Annotated in this window: 12 protein-coding genes; 10 read left to right on the forward strand and 2 right to left on the reverse strand. The window is 72.1% G+C overall.

Annotation, left to right across the window (positions count from 1 at the left end; translation table 11 throughout):
- Positions 1 to 12 precede the first annotated feature (12 nt).
- Positions 13 to 657 (reverse strand): response regulator transcription factor, encoded by a 645-nt coding sequence (locus Aco04nite_RS36400; RefSeq protein WP_213001781.1) that lies wholly within the window; start codon positions 655 to 657, stop codon positions 13 to 15.
- A gap of 25 nt (positions 658 to 682) precedes the next feature.
- Complete coding sequence (locus Aco04nite_RS36405) at positions 683 to 1,921, reverse strand: sensor histidine kinase (RefSeq protein WP_213001782.1); 1,239 nt, start codon at positions 1,919 to 1,921, stop codon at positions 683 to 685.
- A 111-nt stretch (positions 1,922 to 2,032) separates the two neighbouring features.
- Between Aco04nite_RS36405 and Aco04nite_RS36410 the strand changes: the two genes are divergently transcribed.
- From Aco04nite_RS36410 to Aco04nite_RS36455, 10 genes are all read left to right on the forward strand, one after another.
- Positions 2,033 to 2,785, forward strand: a complete 753-nt coding sequence (locus Aco04nite_RS36410; protein WP_213001783.1) for an ABC transporter ATP-binding protein — start codon at positions 2,033 to 2,035, stop codon at positions 2,783 to 2,785.
- On the forward strand, positions 2,782 to 5,073 hold the full coding sequence (locus tag Aco04nite_RS36415; RefSeq protein WP_213001784.1) for an ABC transporter permease: 2,292 nt from the start codon (positions 2,782 to 2,784) through the stop codon (positions 5,071 to 5,073). Before Aco04nite_RS36410 ends, Aco04nite_RS36415 begins: the two co-directional genes overlap by 4 nt.
- A 62-nt stretch (positions 5,074 to 5,135) precedes the next feature.
- Positions 5,136 to 6,683, forward strand: coding sequence for a long-chain-fatty-acid--CoA ligase (locus tag Aco04nite_RS36420; protein WP_213001785.1), 1,548 nt, complete (start codon positions 5,136 to 5,138; stop codon positions 6,681 to 6,683).
- 67 nt (positions 6,684 to 6,750) lie between these two features.
- The gene (locus Aco04nite_RS36425) at positions 6,751 to 8,121 is read left to right on the forward strand and encodes a GlnX family signal transduction membrane protein (protein WP_244876554.1); all 1,371 of its coding nucleotides are present in this window, start codon (positions 6,751 to 6,753) and stop codon (positions 8,119 to 8,121) included.
- Positions 8,121 to 9,092 carry a glutamate ABC transporter substrate-binding protein gene (locus Aco04nite_RS36430; protein WP_213001786.1) on the forward strand — a complete coding sequence of 324 codons (972 nt, stop codon included), beginning with the start codon at positions 8,121 to 8,123 and terminating at the stop codon, positions 9,090 to 9,092. The genes Aco04nite_RS36425 and Aco04nite_RS36430 overlap by 1 nt, the downstream gene beginning before the upstream one ends.
- An 8-nt stretch (positions 9,093 to 9,100) precedes the next feature.
- The gene (locus Aco04nite_RS36435; protein ID WP_213001787.1) at positions 9,101 to 10,285 is read left to right on the forward strand and encodes a hypothetical protein; all 1,185 of its coding nucleotides are present in this window, start codon (positions 9,101 to 9,103) and stop codon (positions 10,283 to 10,285) included.
- On the forward strand, positions 10,282 to 12,549 hold the full coding sequence (locus tag Aco04nite_RS36440; protein ID WP_213001788.1) for a serine/threonine-protein kinase: 2,268 nt from the start codon (positions 10,282 to 10,284) through the stop codon (positions 12,547 to 12,549). The genes Aco04nite_RS36435 and Aco04nite_RS36440 overlap by 4 nt, the downstream gene beginning before the upstream one ends.
- Positions 12,546 to 13,493 (forward strand): PP2C family protein-serine/threonine phosphatase, encoded by a 948-nt coding sequence (locus tag Aco04nite_RS36445; protein ID WP_213001789.1) that lies wholly within the window; start codon positions 12,546 to 12,548, stop codon positions 13,491 to 13,493. Before Aco04nite_RS36440 ends, Aco04nite_RS36445 begins: the two co-directional genes overlap by 4 nt.
- 7 nt (positions 13,494 to 13,500) lie before the next feature.
- On the forward strand, positions 13,501 to 14,766 hold the full coding sequence (locus Aco04nite_RS36450; protein ID WP_213001790.1) for a vWA domain-containing protein: 1,266 nt from the start codon (positions 13,501 to 13,503) through the stop codon (positions 14,764 to 14,766).
- A complete protein-coding gene (locus Aco04nite_RS36455; protein WP_213001791.1) occupies positions 14,763 to 15,407 on the forward strand; it encodes an FHA domain-containing protein in 645 nt (214 codons plus the stop codon). The genes Aco04nite_RS36450 and Aco04nite_RS36455 overlap by 4 nt, the downstream gene beginning before the upstream one ends.
- Positions 15,408 to 15,422 lie beyond the last annotated feature (15 nt).

Below are 15,422 nucleotides of genomic sequence, written 5' to 3' on the forward strand. Positions count from 1 at the left end.
TGAAAGCAGGCCCTACCCCGTGCGGAGGTAGGCGAGGACGGCGCGGACGCGGCGGTGGTCGTCGGCGTCGGGTGGGAGGTCCAGTTTGGCGAGGAGGCTGCCGATGTGTTTGGCGACGGCGGCTTCGGAGACGGTGAGGGTGCGGGCGATGGCGGCGTTGGAGCGACCCTCGGCCATCAGGCCCAGGACTTCGCGTTCGCGTGCGGTCAGGCGCTGCAGGGGGTCGCGGCGGCGGCCCAGGAGCTGGCGGACGACGTCCGGGTCGACGACCGTGCGGCCGGAGGCGACCTGGACGAGGGCGTCGACGAATTCCTCGACGTCGCCGATGCGGTCCTTGAGCAGGTAGCCGACGCCGGCCGCGGGTGCCGAGTCGAGGAGTTCGGCCGCGTAGGTCTGCTCGACGTACTGGCTGAGCACCAGGACCGGCAGGGACGGGTCGGCCGCGCGCAGGGCGATCGCCGCCTGCAGGCCCTCGTCGCTGAAGCCGGGAGGCATGCGCACGTCGGTGACCACGACGTCGGGTTCGTGCTCGGTGACCGCCGCCATCAGGGCGGGGGCATCGCCGACGGCCGCGACCACCTCGTGCCCGAAGCGCCGCAGCATCCCCGCGATCCCCTCCCGCACGATCAGCCCGTCCTCCGCGATCACGACCCGCACGGAAGCCCCCCGAGGAACAGAGTGATCACGACCCACACGGAATCTCCACGTGGACCAGGGTAGGGCCACCGGGTGGGCTGGACAGGGCGACCGTGCCGTCGACGGCAGCAACGCGATCGGCCAGGCCGATGAGGCCGGTCCCGCGGCTGGGGTCGGCCCCGCCGCGGCCGTTGTCGCGAACGTCGACGTGCAGCCGGTCACCATGAACGGCCGCGGCCACCGAGGCCCGGGTGGCGGCGCTGTGTTTGGCGAGGTTGGCCAGGGCTTCGACCACCACGAAATACGCCGCGACCTCGATCGTGGCGGGGAGCCGGGCGTCCAGCCGCAGATCCAGGTCGACCGGGACGGGGGCATGCCCGGCCGCGTCGGTCACCGCGGCGGCCAGGCCACGGTCGGTGAGGACCTTGGGGTGTACGCCGCGGATCAGCTCACGCAGCTCAGCGAGCGCCTCCCGGGCGAGCGCCTGCGCGCCGGTCAGCGCAGTATCGGCCGGTGACCCGCGCGGAACCTCGAGCCGGGCCATCCCGAGCTGCATGCTCAGCGCGACCAGCCGCTGCTGCGCGCCGTCATGGAGGTCCCGCTCGATCCGCCGGCGTTCGACCTCGAAGGCGTCGACGAGGCGGGCGCGCGAGCGGGTGACCTCGACCAGTTTGGCGTCGGTGTCGTTGCTGCGAGGGGCCAGGATCGCCCGGGCCATCGCCGCACGGGCGCCGGCCCACGCGGTGACCGGATAGGCCGCGATGACGAAGGCGAGCGGCGCCACCAGGGTCATCGGCAGGGTCACGCTGAGCGGCCGGTCGTCGATGTAGAGCGGGGCGAACAGGAACGCCGTCGGCACGAAGATCGTCACGGTGACCACGGCGGCGTCCATCCAGCACAGCGCGGCCGCGGACACGATCGTGTAGCCGAGCTCGCGCCACGTGGACTGCTCGCGCAGCCGGAACAGCAGCCAGGCCCGCAGGCCCGGGCGGGGCGGGCGGCGGTGCGGGTCGGGCAGGACGTCGCGGTCGATCAGCCGCATCCGCCAGCGTTCGAGCCGGCCCACGACGACCCCGGCGAGCAGTGTCGCGAGGTACGCGGCGAGCCCGATCAGCACGATCGACAGGGCGACGCCGGTGACGAGCAGCCCCGCGACGACGAAGATGGTGGCGAAGCCGAACAGCGCTCCCCCGGTCAGGTACGCCAGGGAGCGCCACGGCCACGACGACACCAGAAATCTCGTCGGGCGCATGGTGAGCGCCTCGAGCGCGTTGCGGGCCGCCATGACAGGAACGCTAGCGCCGCGACCAGGGCGGGCACAGTAGCCCTAGGTATACGTCCCGGACTATTCCCTGCGCCAATGTGCGCGGGCGTACGGTCCGAAAGTCTTGGTGCCATGACCATCACGACCCTCAAGGCCGCGGTTGAGCTGCGGAAAGTATCGAGACAGTACGGCGCGGTCACGGCCCTGGACGCCGTGGACCTGACGATCGCCCCGGCCGCGTTCACCGCGATCATGGGCCCGTCCGGCTCGGGCAAGTCCACCCTGCTGCACTGCGCGGCCGGCCTCGACCGGGCGACCGGCGGCGACGTGATCATCGACGGTGTCCCGCTCGGCGGGCTCTCCGAGCGGGATCTCACGAAGCTGCGCCGCGAGCGGGTCGGTTTCGTCTTCCAGTCCTTCAACCTGATCCCCGCGCTGAGCGCGGAGCAGAACGTCGCCCTGCCGATGCGGCTGGCGGGGCGCAGGCCGGATCCGGGACAGGTGAAAGCCATGCTCGCCGAGGTGGGCCTCGCCGACCGCGCGAAGCACCGGCCCAGCGAGCTCTCCGGCGGTCAGCAGCAGCGGGTAGCCATCGCCCGCGCGCTGGTGTCCCGCCCGGCGGTGCTGTTCGCGGACGAGCCGACCGGCGCGCTCGACACGAAGGCGTCCCGCGACGTGCTGCGCCTACTGCGGCTGGCCGTGGACCGCCACGTCCAGACGGTGGTGATGGTGACCCACGACCCGTACGCGGCCGCCCACGCCGACCGGGTGATCTTCCTGGCCGACGGCCGCATAGCCGACCAGACCGAGGGCTCCGTGGACGCCGCGGAGATCGCGGTACGCATGACCCGCCTCGAAGAACGAACTGGGCTGGAGGAGCGATGAGCCTCGCCTGGACGATGGTCCGCCACCGGTTCGCGGCGTTCGCGGGCACGTTCGTCGCGATCGCGCTCGGGGTCGCCCTGGTCGCCGGCGCGTGCACGCTGTGGGCGTCGTCGCGCCCGCAGGCTCCGGAACGCTACGACAGCGCCCCCGTGCTCGTGCACTCCCCGGCCATCGGCAAGGGCACCGACGGCTATCCCGACTACCGCTCCTGGACGCCGGCCGAGGCGCGGGACAAAGCCGACCAGCTCAGCACCGTGCCGGGCGTGACCGCAGCCGTTCCGGACCCGGCGTTCTACGTGCAGAAACTGATCAAGAACAGGGCAACAGGCGACCCCGAGGCTTCGCGTACGGCCGGACACGCCTGGTCATCGACAAAGCTCGGCGGCTACCACCTGACCGCGGGCACCCCGCCGTCGCAACCGGGCGAGGTCGCGCTGCAGGACGCCGCACCGGGCGAGACGATCGACGTCCTGACCGCCGCGGGCCCCGAGCACTGGACGGTCACGGGCACTGTCGACGGTCCGGGCTTCTACCTGTCCGACTCGGCGGCGATGGAGCAGGCGGGCGGCGTACGCGTCATCGGCTTGACCGGCAACCCGCAGACCTCGGCAATCACCGACCTGGTCTTCGCCGGCAGTGAACGCGACAAGCTCGAGGACGAGTCCGTGACGCGCATCCGCTGGCTGGGCGCGCAGCTGATCATCGCGATGGTGACGCTGGGGGTGTTCGTCGCGGTGTTCGTGGTCGCGTCGACCTGCGCGCTGAGCGCGGCCCAGCGGCGCCGGGAGATCGGCCTGCTGCGAGCGGTGGGGGCGACCCCGGGGCAGGTCGTGCGCCTGATGTACGCGGAGACCCTGGTCGTGGCGGTGCTGGGCGGCGCCGTGGGCGTACCCATAGGGGCCCTTGCCGCTCCCCTGCTCGCGTCGCCCCTGGTGAATGCCGGTCTCGAGCCCGCGGGTTTCGCCGTGACCCTGCAGCCCGCTGTCCTGGCGGGGGCTTTCCTGCTCGGCATCATCGTGGCGCTCGCGGGTGTCTGGTCGTCGGCGCGCAGGTCGAGCCGGGTCCCGGCACTGGACGCGTTGCGGGATGCTGCGGTGGAGCGCCGGGCGATGACCGTGCCGCGCTGGATCTTCGGGCTGCTGACGGCGGCCGGCGGTGCGGCGCTGACCGTGGCCCTGCCCTCGCTGCCGCCGACGACGCAGACCACGGCGGCCCTGTTCGCGGCGATGCTGCTGCTGGTCGCGGCGGCCCTGCTCGCCCCCGTCGTCATCGTGCCGCTGGTCCGCCTGGTCACCTGGCCGTGGCGCGGCGGTGCCACCGGCATGCTGGTCCGGGAGGGCACCCTCACGGGGGTACGCCGGGTCGCGTCGACAGCCGCCCCGGTGCTGCTCACCGTGGGTTTCGCGACGTTGCTGACCGGCACGATCGCCACCATCGAGCAGGCCACCCGGATCGACGAGACCGCCAAGCTGCCCGCCGTCGAGGTCGCCGCGCCGGACAACACTCCCGGGCTGTCCGAGGCCGCCGTCGCGGGACAACCGGGCGACGCGCCGCTGAGGAGCGAGATGCTCATGACGATCGGCGGCACCACCGGCGCGTACCAGGTCACCGGCAAGAGCGACGCGAAGGGTGTGATCCTGTCCCGGGACCTCACCGACCGGCCGAAGCGGGTCGATGTCGTGTTCCGCGACGGTACGACGGCCACGTTGCCGGTCACCGGAACGCACGACGGACCCGCGGAATTGGCCGACGTCCCCCGCGCCCTCCTGCGTGAACACGACCCGCAGGCCCTGGCCGACGCGGTCATGCTGGACGGCCCCGCGCGCGCGGAACCGGGGATGAAGGTGCTGACCGCCCGGCAGTACGTGACCGGCCTCGTCGACGAGGAGGGACAGATCATCGACCTCTTCCTGGTGGTGCTGATCTCGCTCACCGTGGGCTACACCGGGCTCGCCGTGGCGAACACGCTGCTGATGGCCACGGCGGGACGGCGGACGGAGTTCCGCGCGCTGCGGCTGGCCGGCGGCGGCACCGGCCACGTGCTGCGGGTGACCACCGGCGAGGCCCTGCTCGCCGTGGCGGCCGGGACGCTGCTGGGCGGCGGGGTGGCGGCCGCAGCACTGCTGGGGATGAGACGCGCGACGGAGGAGGAGCTGCGCCAGAGCGTGGACCTGGTCATCCCGTGGGGGCAGGCGGTGCCGGTGGTGCTGATCTGCGCGCTCGTGGCGGTGCTGGCCGCCGGGGCGCCGGTGTTCACCAGGAAACAAAGTCGAAACGGTGGGTTCTGAAGCGAAGGCGGGGCATGTTGGGATGAGACCGTCGTCACAGCGCATCGTCGGAGGACTCTCGCATGCTCAATCTCTCCATCTTCCTGGAGGACAGCGCCCGCAACCATCCCGACCGCGCCGCGGTGGTGCTCGGGCCGCAGCGTCTCACCTACGCCCAGGTGGACGCCGCCGCGAACCAGGTGGCGAACCTGCTGGTCGCGCGGGGGATCCGGCCCGGTGACAAGGTGGCGCTCTCCTGCCCCAACCTGCCGTACTTCCCGGTCGTCTACTACGGCATCCTCAAGGCCGGCGCGGTGGTCGTACCGCTGAACGTGCTGCTCAAGGGGCGGGAGATCGCCTACCACCTGGCCGACTCGCAGACGAAGGCGTACTTCTGCTTCCAGGGCACGCCCGAGCTCCCGATGGGCACCGAGGGGTACGCCGGGTTCAGCGAGACGCCGGACTGCGAGCACTTCTTCATGATCACGGCGGACCCTGCTGCTGCATCCCCGGTGGAGGGGACCGAGACGCTCGGGCAGGGGCTCGCCGGGCGGTCGCCGGTCTTCGAGACCGTGCTGGCCGACGAGAACGACCCGGCCGTCATCCTCTACACCAGCGGCACGACCGGGCAGGCCAAGGGCGCGGAGCTGAGCCACTCCAACCTGGTGATGAACGCGCTCACCTGCAACCGGTTGTTCCAGTCCGCGCCGGCGCAGGACACCCACCTGCTGGTCCTGCCGCTGTTCCACTCGTTCGGCTCGACGGTCAACATGAACGCCGGCTTCTCGAACGCCGCCACCCTCGTGCTCATGCCGCGGTTCGAGGCCGCCGGCGCGGTCAAGCTGCTCGAGAGCGAGAACGTCACGTTCTTCGCGGGCGTGCCGACGATGTACTGGGCGCTGCTCAACGCGCTCACCGAGGGCGTGGACGTCCAGCGCATCGCGGCGAACATGCGGGTCGCGGTCTCCGGCGGGTCGGCGCTGCCGGTGGAGATCATCACCCAGGTGCGGGAGCGGCTCGGGCTCACCATCCTCGAGGGGTACGGGCTGTCCGAGACCTCCCCTGTCGCCACGTTCAGCCCGCTGTCGGCCGAGCCGCGTCCCGGGTCGATCGGCATCCCGATCTGGGGTGTCGAGGTGAAGCTGATCGACGAGTCCTGGAACACGATCGGGGGAACCGACGAGATCGGCGAGATCGCCATCCGCGGTCACAACATCATGCGGGGCTACTACAACCGGCCCGACGCGACCGCCGAGGTGATGAAGGACGGCTGGTTCCGCTCGGGTGACCTGGGCCGGCGCGACAAGGACGGCTGGTACCACATCGTCGACCGGGCCAAGGACATGATCATCCGGGGCGGCTTCAACGTGTACCCGCGCGAGATCGAGGAGGTCCTGATGACGCACGAGGCCGTGTCGCTGGCCGCTGTCATCGGGGTCCCGCATCCGAGCCACGGCGAGGAGGTCAAGGCGTACGTGATCCTGAACGAGGGCGCCACGATCACCGAGGAGGAGCTCGTCGCGTGGGGCCGCGAGCAGATGGCGAGCTACAAATATCCCCGGATCGTGACCTTTGCCGACACACTGCCCATGACCGCGACCGGGAAGCTCCTGAAGCGCGCACTCTCCTAGAAACCGTCATGAAAAAAGAGGCCACCTGGGACAAGATCGTTTGCGCGGATACGGCACAGTGTCGGGTGTGACCGCACCAGCACGCACGGCACCGGCGCGCCCCGCCGGCCCGGCACCCGCGCCCGCGACGGTGGTCGCCGCGCCGCCACCCGTGACCGTCAAGCGCCCGGGCCCGTTCCGGCGGCTGGCCGCCCTGCGCCGGACCACGCCCGGGCGGCTGCGGCTGCGGCTGACCGCGCTGGTCACCGTCGCCCTGCTCACCGGGCTGGTCGCGGGCATCACCGCGGCCTCCGCCGGCTCCGGCACCGACGATCTCGGCGACCGCGCCCAGCCGCTGCTGGTCGAGGCCGAGACCGTCTGGACCGCCCTCGCCGACGCCGACACGACCGCCACGCAGGCGTTCCTCGCCGGTGGCCTGGAGCCCGCCGACCTCACCCAGCGCTACGAGGCCGACCTGGACCGCGCGGCGCAGGCCATCGCGTCGGCGTCGCGGCTCTCCCCGGAGACCAGCGAGGCCGGCCAGGCCGTCCGCGAGCTCTCCATCGGCCTGCCGCAATACACCGCGCTGGTCGCCAGCGCCCGGGCGAACAACCGGCAGGGCCTGCCGCTCGGCGCGTCCTACCTGTCGTCCGCCTCCGAGCTCAACCGCGTCACCCTGCAGCCCCGGGCGGAGGCCCTGCTGCACGCCGCGCAGGTCGAGGTCGACGGCTCCTACTCCAGCGCCCGCAGCTCGCTCTGGTCGGCGCTGCTCACCGTGCTGCTGATCGTGCTGCTCGCGATGCTCCTCATCACCCAGGTGCAGCTGAGCGCCCGCACCCGGCGCACGTTCAACGTCCCGCTGGCCGCGGCCACCGTCGTCACCGCGCTGCTCGGGATCACCACGCTCACGATCCTGACCATCCAGCGCGACCACCTGCACAACGCCGACGAGGGCGGTTCCCGGCCGGTCGCCCTGCTCGCCCAGGCCCGCATCCTCGTCCTCAACGAGCGCAGCTACGAGGCGCTGACGCTGGTCGGCCGGGCCGGTGACGACGACAACGAGACGCAGTTCAAGGACACGGTGCAGAAGCTCGCCGGGGTGCTCGACGAGACCGAGCGCTCCGTGCAGGGCACCCGCGCCGAGGAGTCCCTGGAGTCCGCGCAGGAGTACCACCAGGAATACCTCGCCGCCCACAAAGAGGTGCGCGCGCTGGACGACCAGGCCGACTACGCCGGCGCGGTGAAGCTCGCGATCGGCACGGAGACGACCCGGACGTTCCAGCGCCTCTCGGACAGCCTCAGCAAGGCCCTCGATGACCGCAAGGACGTCTTCACCCACGAGAGCAGCGTCGCCGGTCGCGGCCTCGGACTGCTCACCGTTCTCGGGCCGGCCCTGGCACTCGCGGTCGCCGCCCTGGCCGTCGCCGGCCTCCGTGCCCGACTGGAGGAGTACCGCTGATGCGAAACCGTGTCTGTGCTGCCGTCGCGGCCCTCACCCTGCTCGCCGTCGCGGGGTGCTCGGGTGACTCCGACAACAGCGCCGCCCGCGTCCGCGCGTCCGCTGCCCCGTCCGCCGGCGCTGATGGTGGCGGCGCGAAGAAGCCCGCGGACACGTCCTGCAACCCGCGGGCCAGCCTGCGGCCCCAGGGCGCGCTGCCGGCGCCGGGGAACATGCCCGCCGGCACGTTCATGAAGACGATCCAGGACCGGGGCTACCTGACGCTGGGCACCAGCCAGGACACCCTGCTGTTCAGCTCGCGCAACCCGTTCAGCGGCACGATCGAGGGCTTCGACGTCGACCAGGGCCGGCAGATCGCGCAGGCCATCTTCGGCGATCCCGACAAGATCAAGATTCAGGTCATCCCGTACGAGGGCCGCTCCGACCTCGTCTCCGCCAAGGACAGCAAGATCGATCTCGTCGCGGACACCATGACCGCCACGTGCGAGCGCTGGGGCGACACCGACTTCTCCACCGTCTACTACGACGCCGGGCAGCGGGTCCTCGTCTCCTCGACCTCCGCCGTCAAGGGCATCGCCGACCTGGGCGGCAAGAAGGTCTGTGCGGCCTCCGGCTCCACCTCGCTGGACAACATCAAGCTCGCCGCGTCCCACCCGGTCGCGGTCGGTAAGCCGACGTTCGGCGACTGCCTCGTCGCGTTCCAGCGCAACCAGGTCGACGCGATCTCCACGGACGACACCATCCTCGCCGGGCTGGCCGCCCAGGACCCGTATGCCAAGGTCGTCGGCACACCGTTGTCCAAGGAGCCGTACGCCATGGCGATCTCCCAGGACCACAAGGAATTCACCAGGTTCGTCAACGCCGTCCTGGAGAAGAACCGCGCCAACGGCACCTGGAAGAAGACGTACGAGCACTGGCTCGGGGACTTCGGCGCCGCGCCGAAGCCGCCCGCCGCGGTGTACAAGGACTGACGGCGGCGATGACCGGACCGTTCCCGGCGCTGCTGACCCGCGCGGACAATGAGCTCTCCCGCCTCGAGGCCGCCGCCGCCACCATCGCGGCCAACCTGGTCGACCTCGACGACAACCGCGCCCGCAAGGACCTCGACCGGGGCCCGCTCACCGGGCGCACGGCGACCCAGTGGCAGGACGCCACCGCGGCGCTGACCCAGCTGTGGGACGGCTACGGGATGCTGACCGCCCTGATCACCGAGGCCCGCACGACCCGGGCGCAGCGGCGCTTCGGTGACGCGGAACGCTCCGTCTACGTCGACCAGGTGCTCGGCCGCTCGATCACGCTGTCCACGACGACCGTGCCGCTGGCCCGCCGGGGACTGCTCGGCGCCGGCCAGGTCAGCACCACCTGCTCCCCCGCCGAGCTGCTGTCGGCGATGGAGGCCGCGTTCCGCACGGCCGTCTCGGTGGCGACGTGGGCCGGTGAACGGTGGAGCAAGCTGCTGCCGGAGACCGCCGACCTGACGGCCCGGCTGACCCATCTGCGTACGCTCACCAGCTCCGCGACGCTCGACGAGGCCGACACCCGGCTCGGCGACTTCACCGCCACCCTCGCCACCGACCCGATCGGCTGCGACGACAACATCCTCGACCGGGTCCGCGCGCTGCTGGACCGCGCCGACGCCGAGCGCACCTCCGCCGGTGAGCTGCGCGAGACGCTGACCCAGCGGCTCGCCGACGCGCACGGCCTGGCCACCCGGCTCGCCGCCGCCGCGCACACCGCGGCAGCCGCCGAGGATGCCGTGACCGGCCGGTTCGCCGACGGCGACATCGCCCGGGTCGGCGGCCCCGACCTGCGCCCCGACCTGGCCGCCGTCGACGCGCTCGCGGCGGCGGGGCACTGGGCGCTGATCAGTCCCCGCCTCGCCGCGTGGACCCGGCAGGCCAGGGAGCGCCTCGCCGCCCTGAGCGAAGCCACGACGCGCAACTCGGCCATGCTGTCGGGGCGCAACGAGCTGCGGGGCCGGTTCGACGCCTACCGGGCCAAGGCGGGCAGCCGGGGGCTGGCCGAGCACGGCACACTGGTGCCGCTCGCCGAGCGGGCCCGCTCGGCGCTCACCGAGGCGCCGGTCAACCTCGACTCGGCACGGGCCGCCGTCGCGGCGTATCAGGACGCGGTCGCCGCGTTGACCAGGGAGGTCCCGAGATGAAATGCCGCCGGAACTGCCCGGGGACGATCGAGGACGGCTACTGCGACACCTGCGGTATGGCGCCGCTGAAGAGCCCGGCTCCGGCCGCGGCTCCCCGGCAGGCGGCCCCCGCCGAGGTCACCGGGGTCACCGCCGGGTCGAGGCCGCGGCGCCCACCGCTGACCGGCAGCGCCGACCCGGTCATAGCGCGGACGGCGACAGCGCCTTCCGTGCGGACGGCCGCGCTGTCCACGCGTACGGGAGGATCCGCCAGGACCGGCAGCTCCCGCAGCGTGAGCAGACGACGGTTCGGGGGTGGCCTGGTCGACGTCGCGCCGCTGGAGCCGCGTGACCCCGCGTCGGCGATCATGGCCGTCGCGGAGGTCCCCGAGGACAAGCGGTACTGCGCGAAGTGCGGCAACGCCGTCGGCCGGTCCCGCGGTGACCGCCCCGGGCGTACCTCGGGCTTCTGCCCCTCCTGCGGTGAGGCCTTCGACGTCACCCCGAAACTCACCAAGGGTGACCTGGTGGCCGGGCAGTACGAGGTCGTCGGCGCCCTCGCCCACGGCGGGCTCGGCTGGATCCACCTGGCGATCGACAAGAACGTCTCGGACCGCTGGGTCGTGCTCAAGGGCCTGCTCAACTCCGGTGACGAGGACGCCCTGGCCGCCGCGGTGGCCGAGCGCCGGTTCCTGGCCGAGGTCGAGCACCCCGGCATCGTCAAGATCTACAACTTCGTGGAGCACGACGGCGCCGGCTACATCGTCATGGAGTACGTCGGCGGGGAGTCGCTCAAGGACATCCTCAAGACCCGCCGCACCCAGGCCGGGCACGCCGATCCGCTGCCGGTCGACCAGGCCCTCGCGTACGCCCTCGAGGTCATGCCCGCGTTCGGCTACCTGCACGACCGCGGGCTGATCTTCTGCGACTTCAAGCCGGACAACGTGATCCAGACCGGCGACCAGGTCAAGCTCATCGACCTCGGCGGCGTGGTGCACATCGACGACCACGACGCCGCCCTCTACGGCACGCTGGGCTACCAGGCACCCGAGATGGCCACCGCCGGGCCGTCGATCCAGAGCGATCTTTTCACCATCGGGCGTACGCTCGCCGTGCTCACCACCGACTTCCGCGGCTACCAGAGCACGTTCAAGGACAGCCTCCCCGAACGCCGCGACTTCGAGGTGTACGAGCGGCACGAGTCGTTCTACCGCCTGCTGCTGCGTGCCACGCGGATCGACCCGGCGGAGCGGTTCGTCGACGCCGCCGAGATGACCGAGCAGATGCTGGGCGTGCTGCGCGAGGTGCTCGCCGCCGCCGACGGCACCCCGCGGCCGGCGACGTCGCGGCTGTTCACCGGCGAGATGCGCACCGAGGCGGGCCGCGACGAGCCGCAGTGGCGTTACCTGCCGTCGCCGATGGTGGACCTGACCGATCCGGCGGCCGCGTTCCTGGCCTCGGTGACGGTGACCGACCCGCGCGAGGTGCTCGCGCTGCTGGGCAAGGCACCCGAGCACACCATCGAGGTGCAGTTGCGGGCGCTGCGGGCGTATGTGGACATCGGTGCCGACGCGCACGCGCACGCCACCAAGCTGCTCAACACGATCGTCACCGCCTACGGCCAGGACTGGCGGGTCGGGTGGTACGACGGCCTGCTCGCGCTGGCGTCCGGTGACCACGCCAGGGCCCGTGAGCGGTTCGACGCGGTCTACTCGGTGCTGCCGGGCGAGCTCGCGCCGAAACTCGCGCTGGGCCTGAGCCTGGAGCTCGCGGGGCGGCATGCGCAGGCCGCCACGTACTACGACGTGGTCAGCAGGACCGACCCGGCGTACACCACGGCTGCCGCGGGGCTGGCCCGGTGCCGGCTGGAGGTGGGCGACCGCGACGGCGCGGTCGAGGCCTACAACCGCGTTCCGGGTACGTCCTCCGCGTACCGCAGCTCGCAGGTCGGCGCCGTGCGGGCGCTGGTGCGCGCCGAGTCCCGCGGCCCGTCCGACGTGGCGGCGCTAGCCACCGCCGCGGCGCTGATCGAGAAGCTCGAGATGGAGGCCGCCCAGATCGCCGCGCTCCGCGCCGAGCTGCTCGAACGGGCGCTCACCGCGATCGCCAGTGGGCTGCAGGTGCCGCAGGCGGTGCTCGGCACGGGTGACGGCAACGCCCGCGAGCGCGAGGTCAGGTTCGCCCTGGAGGGCGCCTACCGCGAGATGGCCCGCGCGGTGAGCGGGTCCGAGAAGATCAGCCTGGTCGACAAGGCCAACTCCGTCCGCCCGAGGACCCGCACATGAGCGACTCCTGTCCCGTCTGCGCCGACGAGCGCGCCGCCGGTGCCGCCTTCTGCGAAAGCTGCGGGCGCCCGCTGGCAACCGGTGCCACGAAAGCCGTCGGCGCGGACTGCGCGTCCTGCGCCTCCACCGGCACGGTGGGCACCGACGGCTACTGCGAGAATTGCGGCATGCTCGCCGGGCGCCCCCGCGACCACGTCGAGGCCGACGCCGGGCCCGTCGCGGCCGCAGTGACCGACCGCGGCATCCGGCACCACCGCAACGAGGACGCCATGTGGCTCGCTGTGCGGGGCACCGACGCCGACATCGTGGTCTGCGACGGCGTCTCCTCCTCCGCCGACCCGGACGTGGCCTCCGAGGCCGCCGCCGAGGCCGCGGGCAAGGCACTCGCCCTGGACGCCACCGTGGAGGCCGCCATCTCGGAGGCCGCCCGCGCCGTCGCCGACCTGATCTCCGCCGGGGATCCGCGGCGGGCCGCGTCCAACCCGGCCTGCACGATCGTCGCCGCCCGGGTCCGCGACGGCGAGGTCACCTACGGCTGGGTCGGCGACAGCCGCGCCTACTGGATCGCCCTGGACGGTTCCCACGTCGAGCAGCTCACCGAGGACGACTCGTGGGCCACCCACGCGATCGCGATGGGCGCCGACCCGCAGGCCGCCTGGAACGACCCGAAGGCGCACGCGATCACCGCCTGGCTCGGAGCCGACGCGGGCATCGTCCGGCCCCGCAGCGCCACCCTCCAGGTCACGGCGCCGGGGCTCCTCGTCCTCTGCTCCGACGGGCTGTGGAACTACCTCACCGAGCCCGCCGCCTTCGCGAACGCGGTGCTGGCCGCCGTACACACCAATCCTGATCTTGTCTCTGCAGCCCGCGCCCTGGCCACCCTGGCCGTGGAAGCGGGCGGCGCGGACAACATCACTGTCGCACTCACTCCGATAACCCCCTAGGAGAGTCATGGGATACACCGCGGAGACCTTCCAGAACGAGTTTCTGGCCCTGGGCGCGACCGAGGTCAACGCCATCGTCACCGTCACGTCGTCCGGTGCGGAGGGCGGGCTGCGCACGGCCGGGGCCAGCGAGATCATCATCGTGGACTGCTCCGGCTCGATGCAGGCCGAGGGGCGCATGCAGGCCGCCCGGCAGGCCGCCAAGGCCGCGGTGGGCTGCATCGACGACGGCGTCCACTTCGCCATCATCGCCGGGGTCAGCACCGCGCAGCAGCTCTACCCCGCGCCCGGGCAGCTCGCCGTGTCGACGCAGGAGACCCGCGCGCAGGCCGTGACCGCGATCGACCGGCTGCAGGCCAACGGCGGCACCGCGATCGGGGCGTGGCTCAAGCTCGCCGGGCAGCTCCTCGCGCAGCGCCCCGGCGACATCCAGCACGCGATCCTGCTCACCGACGGCGAGAACGGTGAGTACAAGGGGTACCTGGAGAGCGTACTGACGGAGATCGGTGGCTCGTTCACCTGTGACTGCCGCGGCGTCGGCACGAACTGGACGGTCTCCGAGCTGCGCAAGGTCGCGAACGCCATGCTGGGCACGGTCGACATCGTGGCCCGCCCCGAGGATCTCGCCGCGTCCTTCACCCAGATGATGACCTCCGCGATGGGCAAGACCAGCGCCGACGTGCAGCTCAAGGTCTGGACCCCGGTCAACGCCACGGTCCGCTTCGTCAAGCAGGTCGAGCCGCAGGTCGCCGATCTGAGCGGCAAACGGGTCCAGGACGGGCCACGCGCCGGTCGTTACCCGCTCGGCTCGTGGGGCGCCGAGGCTCGCGACTACCACGTCTGCGTGGACGTGCCCCCGGGCGCGGCCGGCGACGAGATGCTTGCGGCCCGGGTGTCCGTCGTGGAAGGTGAGAACGTGTTGTCGCAGGCGCTGGTCCGCGCGGTCTGGACCGAGGATTCCGCCCTGTCCACCCGGATCAACCGTCAGGTCGCCCACTACACCGGGCAGGCCGAGCTCGCCGACGCCATCCAGGCCGGCATCGAGGCCCGCAAGAACGGCGACGACCACACCGCCACGATGAAGTTCGGCCGCGCCGCGCAGCTCGCCCACGAGAGCGGCAACAAGGCCACCGAGGAGCTGCTCGCCACCGTCGTCGACATCGAGGACGCCGTCACCGGCACGGTGCGGCTGCGACGCAAGGTCGAGGCCGCCGACGAGATGGCCCTCGACACCCGCTCCACCAAGACGGTCCGGGTGGGCCGGGCACAGTGACGACGTACGCCTGCCCGAAGGGCCACACGTCGTCCACCGACGACTTCTGCGACGAGTGCGGCGCGAAGATCAGCGCGTCTTCTCCTGCTGCTCCCCTTGCCGCGCCCGCTGCCCCCGCGACAGCGGCCAACCCCTGTCCGCACTGCGGGGCGCCGCGGGCCGGGTCGGGGCGGTTCTGCGAGGACTGCGGGTTCGATCATCAGACGGGCAAGATCCCGGTGCTCACGGCGCCGGTCGCCACGCCGGCCCCGGCCACGTGGACGGCGAGCATCGAGCCCGACCGCGAATACTTCGAGGCCAACGCGATCGAGGGCGTGAGCTTCCCGGCCGCGGTCTCCCCGCGTACGGTCGCCGTGGTGCCGCCGCAGATCCGCATCGGCCGCGGCAGCTCGTCGAAGGGCACCGCCCCGGAGATCGACCTCAAGGACGACGACCCGGGCGTCTCGCACAACCACGCGCTGCTGACGCTCAGCGTCGACGGCGTGTGGTTGCTCTCCGACCTCGGCTCGACCAACGGCACCTACCTCAACGACGAGCAGAAACCGCTCACCGCCGGGCAGAGCCGGGCGCTGACCGAGGGCGACCGGGTGCACGTCGGCGCCTGGACCACGATCACGCTGCATCGAACCAGTCCCATATAGCCCCGCCCTTTTGTC

The sequence above is a fragment of the Winogradskya consettensis genome (assembly GCF_018332715.1).
Taxonomy (GTDB): Bacteria; Actinomycetota; Actinomycetes; order Mycobacteriales; family Micromonosporaceae; genus Actinoplanes; species Actinoplanes consettensis.

Coding starts and splice junctions, on each gene's coding strand:
- Aco04nite_RS36405 (WP_213001782.1), bottom strand. CDS start 1,921: ATGGCGGCCCGCAACGCGCTCGAGGCGCTCACCATGCGCCCGACGAGA.
- Aco04nite_RS36410 (WP_213001783.1), top strand. CDS start 2,033: ATGACCATCACGACCCTCAAGGCCGCGGTTGAGCTGCGGAAAGTATCG.
- Aco04nite_RS36415 (WP_213001784.1), top strand. CDS start 2,782: ATGAGCCTCGCCTGGACGATGGTCCGCCACCGGTTCGCGGCGTTCGCG.
- Aco04nite_RS36420 (WP_213001785.1), top strand. CDS start 5,136: ATGCTCAATCTCTCCATCTTCCTGGAGGACAGCGCCCGCAACCATCCC.
- Aco04nite_RS36430 (WP_213001786.1), top strand. CDS start 8,121: ATGCGAAACCGTGTCTGTGCTGCCGTCGCGGCCCTCACCCTGCTCGCC.
- Aco04nite_RS36435 (WP_213001787.1), top strand. CDS start 9,101: ATGACCGGACCGTTCCCGGCGCTGCTGACCCGCGCGGACAATGAGCTC.
- Aco04nite_RS36440 (WP_213001788.1), top strand. CDS start 10,282: ATGAAATGCCGCCGGAACTGCCCGGGGACGATCGAGGACGGCTACTGC.
- Aco04nite_RS36445 (WP_213001789.1), top strand. CDS start 12,546: ATGAGCGACTCCTGTCCCGTCTGCGCCGACGAGCGCGCCGCCGGTGCC.
- Aco04nite_RS36450 (WP_213001790.1), top strand. CDS start 13,501: ATGGGATACACCGCGGAGACCTTCCAGAACGAGTTTCTGGCCCTGGGC.